The organism is Ruegeria sp. P10 (assembly GCF_056534925.1).
On the sequence record NZ_JBQERJ010000002.1, the window covers coordinates 481,767 to 496,876 of the forward strand.

Consider the following 15,110-nt stretch of genomic DNA (forward strand, 5'->3'; position numbering starts at 1 on the left):
CATGTCCTCGCGTGCGCTTCGCCAGCCCTTCAGCCTGCGGTTGACCTCGAACATCTTCCTTGCGCTCTGGTGCCTGATCGCGGCCTTTCCGATCTTCTGGATCGTGGTCATGAGCTTCAAGTCACCCGTCGATGCGTTCGACAGCAACGCGCTGAACGTGATCTTCGGGCCGGCCACGCTGAGCGTCGGAAAGGGCTTGTCGCTGCTGGATATCATTCTGGGCATCGCGGTTATCTGGGGCACGATCTTCGCTGCCACCAAAACACTGCCTTCGATGATAAAGTCCTACACCAAGCCCGGTCAGGAATGGTTCGGCTGGCTGATCGGTGTTCTGGTCTTGCTGGTGGGTTTCCTGCTGGTGTTCTTCGTGGTCCTGCCTGCAATCCTGAACGTGTTGAACCCGCTGTTTGGCCCACTGGGACGGGATGTGCTTGGTCTGACGACCGAGCATTACAAAACCGTCTGGATCGACCGGGGCTTTTCAAACAACTTCAAGAACTCGCTGATCGTAACGACGGGCGTGGTGACGGTGTCGCTGACCGTGGGCACATTGGCGGGCTACGGTCTGGCGCGGTCAGGATCAACTTTGGCCTTCTGGATCCTGATCGTCGCACTGGTGTTCCGGGCATTGCCCCATTCGGTTCTGGTAGCAGGCTATCTGCCGGTGTTCATCAACTCGGCCGAATGGCTCAGCCCGATCTTGGGTGAAAACGCACCAACCTTGTACGGCAAGCCTTTTGCGGTGATCGCTGTTCTGGTTGCGATCAATCAACCCTTCACGATCTGGATGTTGCGCTCGTTCTTCCAGAACATCCCGGCCGAGCTGGATGAGGCCGCCCGCGTGGATGGGTGTAGCCACTTTCAGGCCTTCCGCCGTGTCATCATGCCGGTGATGTGGCCAGGTGTGATCACTACGGGGCTGTTCAGCTTCTTGCTGGCGTACAACGATTTTCTGGTCACCGCGCTGCTGCTTGATGCGCAGAACCAGACCATGGTTCCCGCCATCGTCGGCATGTTCAATCGCGAGACGACGACAACCGATCAGGTCGTTGCGGTTGCCGCTGCCGTGTCGATCACCGCGCCTCTGATCTTCCTTGTGCTGATTTTCCAGCGCCAGATTGTCAGCGGTCTGACAGCCGGGGCAGTGAAAGGCTGATGAGCAAGAACGCCCGACATAACGCCATGTCGCGCCACCCGGCGCTGAACAGGATGCCGAGGGACTTTCTGAGCATTGGGGCCGCACGTCCCAATCCCTCCCTTCGGCAACCTCAAAGGATAGAAAAATGAAAGGTTCCCGTCCCGAACAAGCGGTTCTGACCCGCGAAACGGACATGAGCAAGACGGAAGACACGCGCCGCGTGATCGAAACGATGGTTGATGGTCTGAATGATCACCGCATTGATGACATCGGTGAATTCTTCGCCGAAGGTTTTCGCTGGATGGGCAATCAGGGCTGCGGCACCAAGACCGGCCTGCAGGAATTTCAGGATAACTGGCAGCGCCCGTTTCAAGCCGCGTTTTCGGATAAGGTCTGCGTTGACGAAGCGCGCCTTTACATGGGTGAATGGGCCGCCGCCTTCGGCCGCCAGGAAGCCACGCATTCCGGCGAATTTCTGGGCATTGCCCCCACAGGCAAGCGTGTCGAAATCAGGTACATGGACTTCTGGAAAGTGGTCGACGGCAAAATTGTCGACAACTGGGTGAATGTCGACTTTGCCCACGTTGCGGCTCAGCTGGGCGTGGACCTGTTCAACGGCGAAGGCTGGGAAGCATTTGACCGCGGCGAGAAGACTCCGCCACGGCCGGAAAACTGAGGATTGGAAAGATGGCAATCGAGTATCTTAAACGCGGCAAATCCGATGCGGATCGGGCGGAAGATGATGCCAAGACCCGCGCCGTGGTTGAAGCGACGCTGAAAGACATCGAAACCCGTGGGGATGCCGCGGTGCGAGAGTTGAGTGAGAAGTTCGACAACTACTCACCTGCCTCGTTCCGCCTGAGCCAGCAGGAAATTGATGACCTGATCGGGCAATTGTCCGATCGTGAGCTGGCCGATATCAAATTCGCGCAGGAACAGGTGCGCAACTTTGCGCAGGCGCAGCGGGATTCAATGCTGGACATCGAGGTCGAAACCCTGCCCGGTGTCATCCTGGGGCATAAGAACATCCCGGTGCAATCCGTGGGTTGCTATGTTCCGGGCGGCAAATTCCCGATGGTCGCCTCGGCGCATATGTCGGTGGCGACCGCTTCGGTCGCCGGTGTTCCGCGCATCATCGCCTGCACGCCCCCGTTTCAGGGCAAACCCAATGCAGCGGTAATTGCCGCCATGCACTTGGGTGGCGCGCATGAGATATATGTCATGGGCGGCATTCAGGCCATCGGGGCCATGGCATTGGGCACCGAAACAATCGATCCGGTTCACATGCTTGTTGGCCCCGGAAACGCCTTTGTCGCGGAAGCCAAACGTCAGTTGTTCGGTCGTGTCGGGATCGATCTTTTTGCAGGGCCGACCGAAACGATGGTCATTGCCGACGAGACCGCCGCAGATGCGGAGCTGTGCGCAACCGATCTGCTGGGGCAGGCCGAGCATGGATACAACAGCCCCTGCGTTCTGCTGACCAACTCACGCAATCTGGCCAATGACACCTTGGCCGAGGTCGACCGGCTGCTGGGCATCCTTCCAACCGCGGATACCGCGAAGGTGTCGTGGGACGAATATGGTGAGGTGATCGTTTGCGACACCTATGACGAGATGTTGCAGGTTGCCGATGACATTGCCTCGGAACATGTTCAGGTGATGACTGACCGCGACGACTGGTTCCTTGAGAACATGACCTGCTATGGGGCGTTGTTCCTTGGGCCGCGCACCAATGTTTCGAACGGGGACAAGGTGATTGGCACAAACCACACGCTGCCCACCAAGAAGGCCGGGCGTTACACGGGTGGTCTTTGGGTTGGTAAATACCTGAAGACGCACAGCTATCAAAAAGTTCTGACGGATGAGGCCGCGACGCTGATCGGCGAGTATGGCTCGCGCCTGTGCATGCTCGAAGGGTTCGTTGGCCACGCGGAACAGTGCAACGTTCGCGTGCGCCGATATGGCGGAATCAATGTGCCCTACGGTGCGCCCGCCCCTTACCGGGACGCTGCTGAATGAGTGACAAACACACACATCACAAGGCCCTGATCGAACCGCTCAGGGCTGCGATGTACGATTTCGATGAGGCCGGCGTACGCCGGGCTTTGGCGGAGGTCACGTCACCGGATGCCGTGTTCCGTCTGTGTCATCCCTTTGGGGACAGCGTCGGCAGTGATGATTTCTATGACACTGGCTACAAAGACTTGCTGGCGGCCTGGCCCGATCTTGAACGGCGGGACTATATCGTCATGGCCGGCCCGGACGAGTTTGGCGCAGATTGGGTCGGGTGTGGCGGCTATTACACCGGTGTTTTCACCAGCCCCTGGCTGGACATCCCGCCGACGGGTCATCAAGTCACGATGCGGTTTCATGAATTCTTCCGCATCGAAAACGGCAAGATCGTCGAGATGCAGGCCCTGTGGGACATCCCCGAAGTCATGATGCAGGCGAATGCCTGGCCGATGGCGCCAAGTCTGGGCCGTGAATGGCACGTCCCAGGCCCCGCCACCCAGGACGGGTTTGTCCCCGGCCCTTATGATGAAACCAAGGGAAAACAGACCTGCCAGCATATCATCGACATGCTTGATCATCTCAAGAAACACCCGTCTCAAGGCGGCCCCGAAGTGATGGAGATGGAACGGTTCTGGCACCCGCGCATGAACTGGTACGGTCCTTCGGGCATCGGCACCGGGCGCGGGTTTGCGGGGTTCCGCAACTGGCATCAGATCCCGTTCCTGAACGGTATGCCGGATCGCGGGCAGTTCGTGGACGACATCACCTATCACTTCTTCGGTGACGGGGAATATGCAGCTGTGACGGGCTGGCCCAACATGATCCAGACCGTCACAGACGATGGTTGGATGGGCATCGCTCCGTCAGGCAAGAAGATCACCATGCGCAGCCTCGATTTCTGGCGTTTGGAAAACGGCAGGATCCGGGAAAACTGGGTGCTCGTTGATTTGCTGGATGCGTACCGTCAGCTTGACGTTGACGTCTTTGCCCGTCTGCGTGAATTCAATAAAGCCCGAAATATGGGTCGTATTGAAATACCGGATGGAATGAGCTGATGACTAAACTGCCGCGCACCCCTTCATTTTCTCTGAGTGGAAAAACCGCCCTTGTGACCGGAGCCTCCTCTGGTATCGGGCAAGGATGCGCGGTAGCGCTGGCCGAGGCGGGTGCACATGTAGTTTGCGCGGCCAGAGGAGCGGATCGGTTGAATGAGACAGTTTCCGCTCTGAAAGAGAAGGGATGGTCAGCCGAAGCGCTTGTGATGGATCAGGGTGATTTGGACGCCCTGAAACAGCTTTTCGATCACTGCGCCTTCGATATCGTGGTGAATTCGGCGGGCGTGGCGCGCCACAGCCCGGCTATCGAGACAACACCCGATGACTTTGATGTTGTCACCAACGTCAATTTGCGTTCGGCCTACTTCTTGTCGGCCTACGCCGCCCGCGCTTTGATCAAGGCAGGAAAGCCGGGTTCGATCATCCATATATCCAGCCAGATGGGGCATGTTGGCGGGGTTGATCGGGCGCTTTATTGCGCGACCAAGCATGGGTTGGAAGGCATGGTCAAATCCATGGCCATCGAATGGGGCAAACAGGGCATTCGGATCAATACGGTCTGTCCGACTTTCATCCGAACGCCGTTGACCCAGTCCACATTCGACAATCCTGAACGTGCCGCGTGGATCATGGAGAAGATCAAACTGGATCGCGTGGGCGAAGTCGAAGACATCATGGGCGCGGTACGCTACATCGCCTCGGACGCCTCGGCACTGGTTACCGGCACCTCAATGTTGATTGACGGAGGTTGGACGGCAGACTGATGGCTGAGAAAGTAACATCCCTCCAGGTTGCCCAATTGGCCGGCGTTAGCCAGTCTGCCGTTAGCCGCGTCTTCACGCCCGGTGCCTCGGTCAGCAAAAAGACCGAAGAAAAAGTGCGCAAGGCTGCGTCTGAACTCGGTTATCGCCCCAACGTGCTGGCACGCGCGATGGTGTCCGGCAAAAGCAGGATCATCGGTTTGGTGGTCGCCTATCTGGACAATTACTTCTACCCCGAGGCGCTCGAGAAACTGTCCAATGCCTTGCAGGAACAGGGCTATCACGTTCTGATTTTCATGGCCTCCAGAACCGCTGGAAACATAGACGACGTGATGGAGGAAATCCTTGATTATCAAGTCGATGGCGTCGTTCTGGCATCCGTTGCGATGTCTTCAGACATTGCCACCCGGTGCCAGCAGGCGGGTGTGCCGGTGGTTTTGTTCAACCGCAGCCAGGACCTCGACGGGATCACATCTGTTACTTCTGACAACTATGCCGGTGGTCGCAAAGTTGCGGAATTTCTGATCACCGCCGGGCACAGTCGTATCGCCTACATTGCCGGTTGGCCGGGTGCCTCAACCCAGCGGGACCGCGAGGCCGGATTCCGCGCCGCGCTCAACGATGCGGGCCAGGAATTGTATGCGCACGACATCGGAGATTTTCACACCGAGAAAGCGCGTTTAGCTGCCCGCCGGATGTTTGATGTCGAACCGCAGAAACGACCTGACGCCGTGTTTGTCGCCAATGATCACATGGCGCTTGCGGTCATGGACGTCATTCGGTTCGAGTTGGGATTGCGCGTGCCCGAAGACGTGTCTGTCGTTGGTTACGATGACGTCCCTCAGGCCGGATGGCTTGCCTACAACCTTACGACCATTCGCCAGCGGGCAAATTTGATGGTTGCTGAGACCGTTGATGCCCTGCTGGATCATATCGAAAACCCGACAGCTGCTTCGGCACGCAAAGTCGCCATTGATGGGCCGCTGGTCGTGCGCACATCGGCACGTCTGCCCAAAGGCTGGACACCTCAAAGGATGAATTCATGAAAGGTTTCGATCCCAAGTTCCGGGATTTCCCCGACTATATCATCGGTATCACCAAAGAGATCTGGGAAGATCGGGGTATCGCCACGCTGCATGAGTATTACAGCGAAGACATTGTGGTACGCTCACCCGGTTCGGTGGTGTTGGGCAATCAGAATGTGATCGGCGCTACCATGGCAACGCTGGCCGAGTTTCCGGACCGGCAGCTGCTAGGCGAAGACGTGATCTGGTCCGGCACACCGGAAGAGGGCATGTTGAGCTCTCATCGGATCATTTCAACGGCCACGCATTTGGCCGAGGGTGTCTATGGCAAGCCCACCGGCACCAAGCTGCGTTACCGGATTCTTGCGGATTGTCACGCCATCGACAATCAGATCAACGATGAATGGCTGATCCGCGATCAGGGCGCGATTGTGCGCCAGATGGGCTGGGACCCTAAGGAATACGCCGCTGATCTGATTGCCCGGGAAGGCGGCAAAGAGAACTGCGTCAAACCTCTGACACCCGAAATTGATCAGCCTGGACCATACAAAGGCCATGGGAATGACAATGAATGGGGGCAGCGCTACGCCGACATTCTGACGCGGATCATGAACGCAGATATGGGCGTGATCGGTTCAGAATATGACCGCGCTGTTCAGTCAGAATATGTGGGTGGTGTAACCGGGCATGGCTGGCAGGCCATCGACCGCTTCTGGATGGGACTGCGGGCGAGTTTTCCAAATGCGGAATTCAAGATCGAGCATCAGATCGGGCGAGATGACCCTGATATGCCTCCGCGTGCGGCAATTCGCTGGAGCCTTTGGGGCAAGCATGACGGCTGGGGCGTGTTTGGCGCGCCGACTGGTGCGCAGGTTTATGTCCTCGGGATCAGCCACGCTGAATTCGGCGCACTTGTTTCGGGGCAGCCGCAGTTGCGCCGTGAATACACCCTGTTCGATGAAACCTCGGTCTGGAAGCAGATCCTGTTGCAGAACGGCGAGGTCTGAGTGGGCCGCCCGGTCTCATATCGCATCCTGTCGGGCGGTCTGTCCGAGCCCCGGACCGTTCGGCTTTTCCATATGTACCGTCAAAGCCTGAGGGCGCGGCGACTGAACCTGCGCCCGCCCGGAAAGTAAGGGCCTGTCCTACTTGGGCACACGAGCTTTCTTTCCAAAAACGCTGAATCGGATCGTACGTCATGACAAAATCATCCATCCCTTCCCGCATCGTCCGCTATGGCGAGCTTCAACCCTGTAAAACCGCTTTTATCGATGCCCATACTCCCGGCAGCGATCAGAAAGAGAACTTCACGATAATCGGCGGCGGCGTCTCGGAATCCCCGGACCAGCATGTCCACATCACGGACAAGATCGGCTTCAACATCGGAGCGGCAGGGCAGCCGCCGAAATGCCGCAACTCACTGCACAGCCACACCACCGCCGAGGTCTTTTTCGTTGCCAAGGGTCGTTGGCGGTTTTTCTGGGGCCGCTATGGTACGGCCGGGGAATTCATCGCCGAGGAAGGAGACATCTTCAACATTCCAACGGGTATTTTCCGGGGCTTTGAGAATGTCGGCCAGGATTACGGAATGATCATGTCGATCCTGGGCGGAGACGATGCGGGTGGCGGCGTCACCTGGGCGCCTCAAGTGATCGAAGATGCGCAGGCACACGGTCTGATGCTGGGCGACAATGGCGTTCTGTACGACTCCAAACTGGGCCAGGAACTGCCCCACAATGTCCGCCCGATGCCTGTGCTGACCGAAGAACAGCTGAAAAGCTATCCCGAAGTTCCAATCGAGGATGTGGTGGGCAGATACGTTGCGCGGTATTGGGATCTGATGGCGTTGTCGGCCAATAAGCCCGCAAAGGTGATTGGCGAAAACGCGTTGATCAAGGACAAACCCGGATTCGAGGTCGATTTTCTGGGGCGCGGATCCGCAGTGACCCAACCGATCGCTGCCGAGAAACCAGTGGTTCTGATGCCGGCCAGCGGTCACTGGCGTGTTTCGATCGACGGGTACGAGACCACGATCTCGGTAGGCGACACGGCCTTGGTTCTTCCTGGCGAAACCTATGGTGTTCAGCCTTCGATGACCGGACAGGCGGGCCTGTACCGGATCACCGCAACCGATGACCCGGCAGGAGCGACCTGGACAGGATGAACGCGGACCCGAATGACACCCACGCCGTTTATGAACGGCAGGCGACCGAGTATGACAGGCGCCGTTCCAAGGCCCTGTTCGAAGCGCGCTGGTTGGCGCGCTTCACGGCCAGCCTGAAGCCGGGTGACCGCGTATTGGACCTGGGCTGTGGCTCGGGCGACCCGATTGCCCGTTGGTTCATGGCCGAAGGGTTTGACGTCACGGGTATCGATTTTTCCGACGCCATGCTTGCCATAGCCCGCGACCGTTGGCCCGATGGCGACTGGCGCAACGCGGATATGCGGAATTTTGAACTGGATCAGCAGTTCGACGGCATCATTGCCTGGAACAGCTTTTTCCACCTTACGGCGGACGAGCAGAAAGACTGTATCGCCCGGATGGCGCGCCATTTGCGACCCAACGGAATGCTCATGCTGACCGTCGGACCTCGTGCCGGAGAGGTCAGCGGCACAGTGGGATCAGAGCTTGTCTACCACGCGTCGCTGTCCCCGGCCGGTTACGCCGGGTGTCTTGAGAAAAACGGGCTGCAAATGACCGGATACCTGGCCGAAGACCCAGAAGCCCAAAGCCACACGATCCTGATGGCACGAAAAATTTAAGGAGGTCCCCATGACCGTAAAAACAACACATGTTGGCTCTCTGCCCCGAACGCAGGACGTCGTGGATTTTATTTTTGCCCGCGAAAACGGCGAACCTTATGACACAGGCGCCTTTGATACCTGCATGGCCAACGCCGTGGCCGAAACGGTGCGCAAACAGGTCGAAGCCGGTGTTGATATCGTCAGCGACGGCGAAACTTCGAAAATCTCCTATGCGACCTATGTCAAAGATCGCTACACCGGGTTTTCGGGCGACAGCCCTCGTAACGCGCCGGCAGACTTGAAGATGTTCCCCGGCTTTCTGCAAAGACTGGCCGATGACGGCGGTACGCCACAATACGCAAGGCCGATGTGCACGGGTGAGGTGCGATCAAAAGGGCAAGGCGAGTTGCAAAAGGACATCGCCAATCTCAAGGCGGCCATGGCTCGACACGGGGCCGAGCGCGGCTTCATGAATGCCGCGTCTCCCGGAGTGATCTCGTTGTTTTTGCAGAATGATTTCTACCCTACGCGTGAGGCTTATCTGGCAGCGTTGGCCGACGCGATGAAGGACGAATACGAAACCATCGTCGCCGCCGGGTTGGACCTGCAACTGGATTGCCCCGATCTTGCCCTGTCACGCCACATGCTGTTCACCGACCTGTCGGATGAGGCGTTCATCAAGATTGCCGACATGCATGTCGAGGCCCTGAACCACGCGCTTCAGAACGTCCCGCAGGATCGGGTACGGGTACATATTTGCTGGGGCAACTACGAAGGCCCTCATTGCTGCGACATCGCCATGGACAAGGTCTTCAGCACCCTGATGGCAACCAAGTCGCGCTATGTCCTGTTCGAAACGTCCAATCCGCGGCATGCCCATGAATGGACTGTCTTCCGGGACCGCAAGGCCGAGATTCCCGATGACAAGGTTCTGGTGCCCGGCGTGGTCGATACCACGACCAATTTCGTCGAACATCCCGAACTTGTGGCCCAACGGATTGACCGGTTCACGGAAATCGTGGGACCGGACCGGGTGATCGCGGGCAGCGATTGCGGCTTTGGCACTTTTGCGGGTTTCGGCGCCGTCGATCCCCAGATCGCCTATGCCAAGCTGGCGGCGTTGTCCGAAGGGGCAAAGCTGGCTTCGGCATGAAACCTCTGATTTTGTTGCCGGGCATGATGTGTGATGCCCGGCTTTTTGGCCCCCAGATCAATGCTCTGTCGGGCAGAATGCCCGTGATGACCTTTCCGTTGTCTCATCACGACAGCATAGAGGCCATGGCCCAGGATATCCTTGGAAATGCGCCGCCGGTTTTCGCGCTGGCCGGGCTGTCCATGGGGGGTATCGTGGCGATGGAGGTCACGCGCCAAGCCCCCGAACGTGTTTCGCGTCTGGCCTTGCTTGACACCAATCCACTGGCGGAAAAGCCAGAGGTAAAAGCGCGTCGTACGCCGCAGATGTCCGCCGTTCGCAAGGGTCAGCTGAGGACCGTGATGCGTGACGAGATGAAGCCCGGGTATCTGGCTGACGGACCGAACCGGGGGGCGATCCTGGATCTGTGCATGGCAATGGCCACCGACCTGGGCCCAGACGTTTTCATACGTCAGTCCAAGGCACTTATGAACCGACCGGACCAAAGCGAGACACTGACGGCCTATGCCGGACGGGCTCTGGTTTTGTGCGGGCATGAAGACCGGCTTTGCCCAGTTGAACGCCACCGTCTTATGCATGACCTGTTGCCACGAAGCGCGCTTGAGATCATCGGCGACGCGGGCCATCTCCCGACATTGGAACAACCTGAAAAAACAACAGCGGCGCTGTCCCGCTGGCTGGAGGACACATGACACCGTCCCTTTTGTCTTTGCTTCGCAAAGTCGATACGCCAACTGTCTGCAATGCCATCGAGGTGGCACAGGGCAGGCGCGGGTTCGACAGGTTCACACGTGGCACCATGCTAAGCTCGGCCCCCGAAGGGCCTGCCATCGTCGGCTATGCGCGCACCGCCAAAATCGCTGCGGTCAATCCCCCGACCGAGCCGCCCGAAGTCATCAAAGCCCGACGTATGGCCTATTACAGGTACATGGCCGAGGCACCCGGCCCTTCAATCGCCGTGATCGAGGATCTGGATTATCCCGATTGCATCGGCGCATATTGGGGTGAGATCAATACGACGGTTCACAAGGGTTTCGGAATGTCTGGCGCTCTGACCAACGGTGTCATGCGGGATCTCGGGGATTTGCCTTCAGGGTTCCCGGTTGTCGCTGGTTCCATCGGCCCGAGCCATGGTTTCGTCTACGTCCGCGAGATTGACACTCAGGTTTCGATTTTTGGTCTGACAGTTGACCCCGGTGATCTGGTTCACGCCGATCGTCATGGTGCATTGGTCATACCGAATGATGTCGTTGATCAATTGGAAGGTGCCATCCAAAAACTTTTAGCGACAGAACGTATTGTTCTGGACGCAGCTCGCGAGCCCGCGTTTGATTTCGAAGCATTCGAAACCGCCTGGGCCGCCTTTGAAAAAGCAAGGGTCTGATCGCAGGGGTCGGAAACAATGAAAGCCGGCCGGGCAATAAGCACTTACAAGTCCCTTGCTCGTCAACCCAGAGCAAGACGGCCTCTGCCAACGCAATGCCCGTGACGAAGGGTTACCCACATCCGTCTGTCCGGTGGCCGCGTCGCGCCGCTGCTGGTGACGCCCGAACGCAAACCGGACCGTTTCAGATAGAAGTCCATTACACCGGAGTGTAAGGGGGTTCAGATCCGTTCAGCCCCGTGTACAATCCGCGTTTCCAGACAGGTTCCGGAAAGAACAATCAAACCTTGTGAAAAGCGGCGCCCTGCGCATCCCTTCGCTGTTCTCCGATCACGTTCAGCATGGCATCTACATCTGCACGTACGGTTTGTGTTGCCGCTTCGCGCACCGGGCCAAAACCGCGGATATCCAGCGGGGCTGACAGGATTTTCAGGCAGGTTTCCGCCTCCAGCTCAGGGCTGACTTTTTCAATGCGATCCAAGACAGCCAGAAACCAGGCCAGGGTTTCGTTTTCAAGCTTGCGGTCCCTTGAAAACCGGAATGGATCAAGCCAGCCGCCGCGAAGCCTGCGTGCACGCGAAAGGAGCCTCAGAACGGGGGTCATCCAACCACCAAAGCTTCGCTTGCGCGGTCGCCCGCGTTCATCCTTGCGACCGCTCAGAACCGGTGGCGCGAGGTGGTATTTGATCCGAAAATCCCCTTCGAACTCGGACCGCAGTTGTTTCTCGAATTGTTGCGATGTCAGCAACCGAGCAACCTCGTATTCGTCCTTGATTGCCATGAGGCGAAACAGGGATTTTGCCGCAAGCGAAAGCGCTTCCTCGCGTATCTGGTCAGGCAGTGCTGCGGACAGACGGGCCAGGCGATCCCGGTACTTTTGCGCATAACCGTCATCGTGATAGGTCGCCAATTCATCGGACCGGTAATCGATTATCTGCTGCGATGTTTCTTGCGAAAAGCTCTTTTCCCTCGCATTCAGCATCTGCGGGTTTGCAGCGATCACCCGCCCCAGATCAAAGGCCATTATGTTGGCCTCGATCGCGGTTCCATTGAGCTTGATCGCCTGTTTGATTGCAACCTCACTGATTGGAATGTTCCCCAGCTGCCACGCGACACCAAACAGCAAGGTATTGGCAAAGACCGAATCCCCCAGCAAATCCACAGCCAACTGGTTTGCATCCAACGCGAAGACATTTTCTGCGCCGACGGTCCGGCGTATCAATGCTTCTCTTTCGTCGACCTTGAGCTGGGCATCGCGGTGCAAAACAAGGTCGCCTGTTGGCATTTCCGCACGGTTCAGTACGACCTTTGTGCCCTTGCGATAGTGAACCGAGGCTTTGGGCGCCGAAGACACGACCACGTCACACCCGATGACGGCGTCGGCGCTATTGGCCTCAATTCGGACCTGATTGATTTCTTCGGGCGTGCGGGCAATGCGAACATAGCCGACAACCGTGCCGAATTTCTGGGCGAACCCGGTGAAATCCAGCACGCTGGCGCCTTTGCCTTCCAAATGCGCCGCCATCGTTAGAACGGCGCCCACCGTTACGACACCGGTGCCGCCGACCCCACCGACCAAAAGATCGTACGGCGCGTGCAGGTCAGGAAGCTGCGGGTCGGGAACCTTGGCAAGAAGCGACGGGATATCCAGTTTCTGCTTGGGTTCCTTTCGCCGCATTGCCCCTTCCACGGTAATGAAACTGGGGCAAAACCCGTTCAGGCAGGAAAAGTCCTTGTTGCACGAGTTCAGGTTGACCTTTCGCTTGCGGCCCAATGGGGTTTCCAGGGGTTCGATACTCAGACAGTTGCTTTCGACCGAGCAATCGCCGCAGCCTTCGCACACCGCGGGGTTGATGAAAGCAAACCGCTTGGGGTCTTCTGTTTTGCCACGCTTGCGGCGACGACGTTTCTCGGTGGCGCAGGTCTGCTCGTAGATTAAAACCGTCACACCTTGGATGTCACGCAACTCACGCTGCACGGCATCCATCTCTTCCCGGGGGTGAAAGCTCGTTCGTGCCGGAAAATCGCTGGAATCGAATTTCGTAATATCGTCTGAAACCAACGCGATCCGGTCCACACCTTCTGCGCGACAGGTCTGGGCGATCCCGGAAACGCTGATAGGGCCATCAACAGGCTGCCCCCCCGTCATTGCCACTGCGTCATTGTAAAGGATCTTGTAGGTGATGTTCGTACCCGCCGCCACGGCCTGGCGAATGGCAAGCGACCCGGAATGATACCAAGTGCCCTCGCCAAGGTTTTGAAAGATATGTTTGTTGCCATTGAATTTCGAGGCAACAACATGCGGCACACCTTCGCCACCCATCTGCGCATAACCGACCGTGTTGCGGTTCATCCAACTTGCCATCACGTGACAGCCGATGCCTGACGCAGCCATGCTTCCATCGGGGACTTTGGTGGATGTGTTGTGGGGACAACCCGAGCAAAAATACGGAGCCCTGACCGCACCCGGAACATTCAGAACGGATGGCGGTTCGTCCGTCAGCGTCTTCGCCTTTTCAAGGAAACCCTCTTCCGGGAAAAAACGATCGAGTCGCTCTGCAACGACTGGGATCAGGTTCAACGGGCTCAACTCTCCGGTCCAGGGAATCAACGGATCGCCCGCTGCGCGGTGTTTTCCGACCATCTTTTCGGGTTTGTCCCCCGGCCAGTCATAGAAATATTCCTTGAACTGGCTTTCGATGATCCCGCGTTTTTCCTCGACGACCAGCACCTCTTTTTTACCACGGACGAAAGACAGCGCATCGCGCCGCGCCAAAGGCCAAACCATCCCGACCTTGTAGATGTCGATGCCCAAACGGCGGCATCCGCTTTCGTCCAGCCCCAGAAGGCGCAGCGCTTCCATCAGGTCCAGATGGCTTTTGCCCGTTGTGACAATCCCGAATGGGGCATCCTTGATATCATAGATGCGCCGGTCGATCGGGTTGGCTTCGACAAAAGCCTCGACCGCCCGCAACTTGTGTTCGATCCGCGTCTCGATGGCCGGGCTTGGCAAATCGGCGCTGCGCACGTGCAAGCCGCCCGACGGCAGATCTATTTCCGGCATGGTAAATGCACGGTCCGGTCTCAACTGCACGGATTGCCCGCTTTCCACGGTTTCCGAAATCGCCTTGAACCCGACCCAGGTGCCTGAATACCGGCTCAGCGCGATCCCGTATTCACCGAATTCCAGGTATTCAGCCACGTTGGCCGGATTCAGCGTTGGCATGAACCAGGTCATGAAGGCGACGTCGGACTGATGCGGCATTGAAGAAGACACGCAGCCATGATCGTCACCCGCGACAACCAGTACCCCGCCCTTCGGCGACGAGCCATAGGCATTGCCATGGCGCAACGCGTCCCCTGAACGGTCAACTCCGGGGCCCTTCCCGTACCACATCGAAAACACGCCCTCGACCTCACAATCGGGATCAAGCGAGGCCTGCTGGGCACCAAGAACCGCTGTTGCGCCGAGGTCTTCGTTTACGGCCGGCATGAATGTGATCCTGGCCGCCTCGGTTTCCTCTTTCGCTCGCCACAGCTCCAGATCCAACCCACCAAGAGGAGACCCCCGATATCCGGAAATGAACCCGGCCGTGTTGTTTCCTGCTGCTGCGTCCCTGCGGGCCTGGTCTAACATGATGCGCACCAGAGCTTGCGTTCCCGTCAGGAAAACACGACCCTTTGAGGCTTTGTATCGGTCCGACAGGGCGTAAGTATCGAATTTCAGGGACTGGTCAGTCATGAACACCTCGCCTTTTTTGGATATTTTACCGGAAATTTTTGAAGAATCTGTTCTGTCTTCCCGACGTTTCCTAGCATTCTTGAAAAATCATCTC

13 protein-coding genes are annotated in these 15,110 nt (G+C 57.8%); 12 read left to right on the top strand and 1 reads right to left on the bottom strand.

Annotated features, from left to right (window positions below):
- Position 1 precedes the first annotated feature (1 nt).
- From ACR0FB_RS05420 to ACR0FB_RS05475, 12 genes are all read left to right on the top strand, one after another.
- A complete protein-coding gene (locus tag ACR0FB_RS05420; protein ID WP_171637115.1) occupies positions 2-1,156 on the top strand; it encodes a carbohydrate ABC transporter permease in 1,155 nt (384 codons plus the stop codon).
- A 127-nt stretch (positions 1,157-1,283) separates the two neighbouring features.
- Positions 1,284-1,814 carry an ester cyclase gene (locus ACR0FB_RS05425; RefSeq protein WP_171637117.1) on the top strand — a complete coding sequence of 177 codons (531 nt, stop codon included), beginning with the start codon at positions 1,284-1,286 and terminating at the stop codon, positions 1,812-1,814.
- A gap of 11 nt (positions 1,815-1,825) precedes the next feature.
- Positions 1,826-3,157: a histidinol dehydrogenase gene (hisD, locus tag ACR0FB_RS05430; protein ID WP_171170235.1), complete on the top strand. Its 1,332-nt coding sequence runs from the start codon at positions 1,826-1,828 to the stop codon at positions 3,155-3,157.
- Positions 3,154-4,206 (top strand): ester cyclase, encoded by a 1,053-nt coding sequence (locus ACR0FB_RS05435; RefSeq protein ID WP_480620405.1) that lies wholly within the window; start codon positions 3,154-3,156, stop codon positions 4,204-4,206. The genes hisD and ACR0FB_RS05435 overlap by 4 nt, the downstream gene beginning before the upstream one ends.
- The gene (locus tag ACR0FB_RS05440; protein ID WP_480620407.1) at positions 4,206-4,970 is read left to right on the top strand and encodes an SDR family NAD(P)-dependent oxidoreductase; all 765 of its coding nucleotides are present in this window, start codon (positions 4,206-4,208) and stop codon (positions 4,968-4,970) included. The genes ACR0FB_RS05435 and ACR0FB_RS05440 overlap by 1 nt, the downstream gene beginning before the upstream one ends.
- Entirely contained in the window at positions 4,970-6,013 is a 1,044-nt protein-coding gene (locus ACR0FB_RS05445) for a LacI family DNA-binding transcriptional regulator (RefSeq protein ID WP_480490837.1), read from the top strand. The genes ACR0FB_RS05440 and ACR0FB_RS05445 overlap by 1 nt, the downstream gene beginning before the upstream one ends.
- Positions 6,010-6,999, top strand: a complete 990-nt coding sequence (locus ACR0FB_RS05450; RefSeq protein ID WP_480620409.1) for a nuclear transport factor 2 family protein — start codon at positions 6,010-6,012, stop codon at positions 6,997-6,999. Before ACR0FB_RS05445 ends, ACR0FB_RS05450 begins: the two co-directional genes overlap by 4 nt.
- 191 nt (positions 7,000-7,190) lie before the next feature.
- Positions 7,191-8,156, top strand: coding sequence for a cupin domain-containing protein (locus ACR0FB_RS05455; RefSeq protein WP_480490841.1), 966 nt, complete (start codon positions 7,191-7,193; stop codon positions 8,154-8,156).
- Positions 8,153-8,755 carry a class I SAM-dependent methyltransferase gene (locus tag ACR0FB_RS05460; protein WP_480488489.1) on the top strand — a complete coding sequence of 201 codons (603 nt, stop codon included), beginning with the start codon at positions 8,153-8,155 and terminating at the stop codon, positions 8,753-8,755. Before ACR0FB_RS05455 ends, ACR0FB_RS05460 begins: the two co-directional genes overlap by 4 nt.
- 10 nt (positions 8,756-8,765) lie before the next feature.
- The gene (locus ACR0FB_RS05465; protein WP_171118384.1) at positions 8,766-9,890 is read left to right on the top strand and encodes a cobalamin-independent methionine synthase II family protein; all 1,125 of its coding nucleotides are present in this window, start codon (positions 8,766-8,768) and stop codon (positions 9,888-9,890) included.
- Positions 9,887-10,582, top strand: a complete 696-nt coding sequence (locus tag ACR0FB_RS05470) for an alpha/beta fold hydrolase (RefSeq protein WP_171637129.1) — start codon at positions 9,887-9,889, stop codon at positions 10,580-10,582. The genes ACR0FB_RS05465 and ACR0FB_RS05470 overlap by 4 nt, the downstream gene beginning before the upstream one ends.
- Positions 10,579-11,274 carry an RraA family protein gene (locus ACR0FB_RS05475; RefSeq protein WP_480620411.1) on the top strand — a complete coding sequence of 232 codons (696 nt, stop codon included), beginning with the start codon at positions 10,579-10,581 and terminating at the stop codon, positions 11,272-11,274. The genes ACR0FB_RS05470 and ACR0FB_RS05475 overlap by 4 nt, the downstream gene beginning before the upstream one ends.
- 280 nt (positions 11,275-11,554) lie before the next feature.
- Here ACR0FB_RS05475 and ACR0FB_RS05480 read toward each other — a convergent pair whose 3' ends face one another.
- Entirely contained in the window at positions 11,555-15,016 is a 3,462-nt protein-coding gene (locus tag ACR0FB_RS05480; protein ID WP_480620413.1) for an indolepyruvate ferredoxin oxidoreductase family protein, read from the bottom strand.
- Positions 15,017-15,110 lie beyond the last annotated feature (94 nt).